The following is a 1,797-nucleotide window of genomic DNA, read 5'->3' as shown; positions in this document are numbered from 1 at the left end:
ATAACATACCTTATTTAAGGGACAGCACACTAGATATTAACAAGGTTTTTTAATAAGAGGAAGTGTTACATTTCTTATTACCCTCAGTCTATTCAAAACCATAGGAAAAATTACGGAACCTCTGCTATATTTCTTCCCCCATATTCTCCTAATCTTAATCTTATTGAGCGGGTATGGAAATTCTTCAAAATTAAGGTGATAAGAGGCAAATACTATGAGAGATTTGATAAGTTTAAGGCTATAGTTCATGAATTCTTTGAGAATTTTGGAAGTTATAAAGAAGAATTAGAGAGCTTACTTGTCAAAAAAATTTCAGATAATAGAGGTTGTTGACCCTTGAAAACCAATTTTGTTTGCGTATACATTTCAAGGAACAATACCCATTATCCTTTATGACTTAATCCCAGAAAAGCCCTACAAGATAAGGGTATCAATGGATGGCTATAAGGATTGGGAAAAAGAATTTACTCTCAAAGAAAGCATAGACTCATTAAGGGCTGAACTAATTCCCTTATCAAGGTAAAAAACAAAATTTTCTTTTCACTCCAGCCTGAAAATCTATAAATTCCCATTTTTGTTACCAAATTTTATTTGTGAAAAAAATAGGAAGGAAATTATACTATGCTTAAATGTATTTGATAAGCCAATACCTGAAGGATACCTTTGGAGAGAAAGTTAGAAAAATAAGCCTTGATGCAGGATTTACCTGTCCTAATATTGATGGAACATTAAGTAATAAAGGCTGTATCTATTGCAACAACAAGGCATTTAGTCTATACACCAGAGAAAGAAAGGACATAAAAACCCAGATAATTGAATCCATTGGGTATTATAAAAAAAGGGGGGTTAATAAATTCCTCGCATATTTTCAAGCCTTTAGCAATACATACGGCCCTTTAGAAAGATTAAAAGAAGCATATGATAACATCAAGGGATTTAAGGAAATTGTTGGGCTTGTTATTTCAACAAGGCCAGATTGTGTTAATGAAGAAAAAATAAGGCTTATTGCCGAATACAAAAATGATTACCTTACCTGGATTGAATATGGCTTACAGACAACACATAACCATACTCTTAAAGCAATCAATAGAAACCATACATATGAGGATTTCTTGAAAGCCCTTGAATTAACAAAAGAATACCAAATAAATGTTGGCGTTCATATAATCATTGGGCTTTTAGGGGAAGGCTATGATGAAATGATGACCTCAGCAAGCCGTCTTTCCAGCCTTCCCATTGATGGCATAAAATTCCACCTCCTTCATATACTAAAAGATACAGAGCTTGAGACAATGTATTATCAAGAAAAAATTAGGCTTTTAGAAATGGATGAATATGTAAAGATAATTTGTGATTTCTTGGAGAAAATCCCAAAGAATGTTGTAATATTAAGGCTTATATCAGATGCAAAGCCCGAATACCTCATTGCACCAAAATGGATGAACAATAAAGGTGTTGTTATATCAAAGATAAACAAGGAATTGGAGAAAAAGTGGCAGATCAAGCTTAAGAATCAATGTAATTACTTAACTTTTCCTTAATTTTTCTCCACTACAGAGAAAGCTGGAACTTATAAGTTTGTAGAAACAAATCCTGCCTAGGTTTTTAACACTTTATTTTATTCAAAAAGAGAAAAACTAAAATTTTATCTTTAAAAAAAGGAAAAAATGCTAGTAATTCTCGGTAAAAACTTAAACACATTAAAAATCATCATTTTTTTCTTTTATCTTCTCTATCCTTCTATATTTATAGTGATTTTTGCCTTTCCCTTTGGTTTTTTCTTCTTTGTTTTTTGTA

General features: G+C 31.6%; 3 protein-coding genes. All 3 read left to right on the top strand.

Annotation, left to right across the window (positions count from 1 at the left end):
* Positions 1–33: 33 nt before the first annotated feature.
* The 3 genes from AB1630_12915 to AB1630_12905 all read left to right on the top strand — a co-directional run bounded on the left by AB1630_12915 (position 34) and on the right by AB1630_12905 (position 1,541).
* Positions 34–333 (top strand): transposase, encoded by a 300-nt coding sequence (locus tag AB1630_12915; GenBank protein ID MEW6104691.1) that lies wholly within the window; start codon positions 34–36, stop codon positions 331–333.
* Positions 334–349: 16 nt separating this feature from the next.
* Complete coding sequence (locus AB1630_12910) at positions 350–523, top strand: PEGA domain-containing protein (protein MEW6104690.1); 174 nt, start codon at positions 350–352, stop codon at positions 521–523.
* 106 nt (positions 524–629) lie between these two features.
* Entirely contained in the window at positions 630–1,541 is a 912-nt protein-coding gene (locus tag AB1630_12905) for a TIGR01212 family radical SAM protein (protein ID MEW6104689.1), read from the top strand.
* Positions 1,542–1,797: the final 256 nt, after the last annotated feature.

This window comes from bacterium, assembly GCA_040753555.1.
In the GTDB taxonomy this organism is placed as follows: Bacteria; UBA9089; UBA9088; order UBA9088; family UBA9088; genus JBFLYE01.
This window is presented reverse-complemented; position numbering and strand designations above follow the sequence as displayed.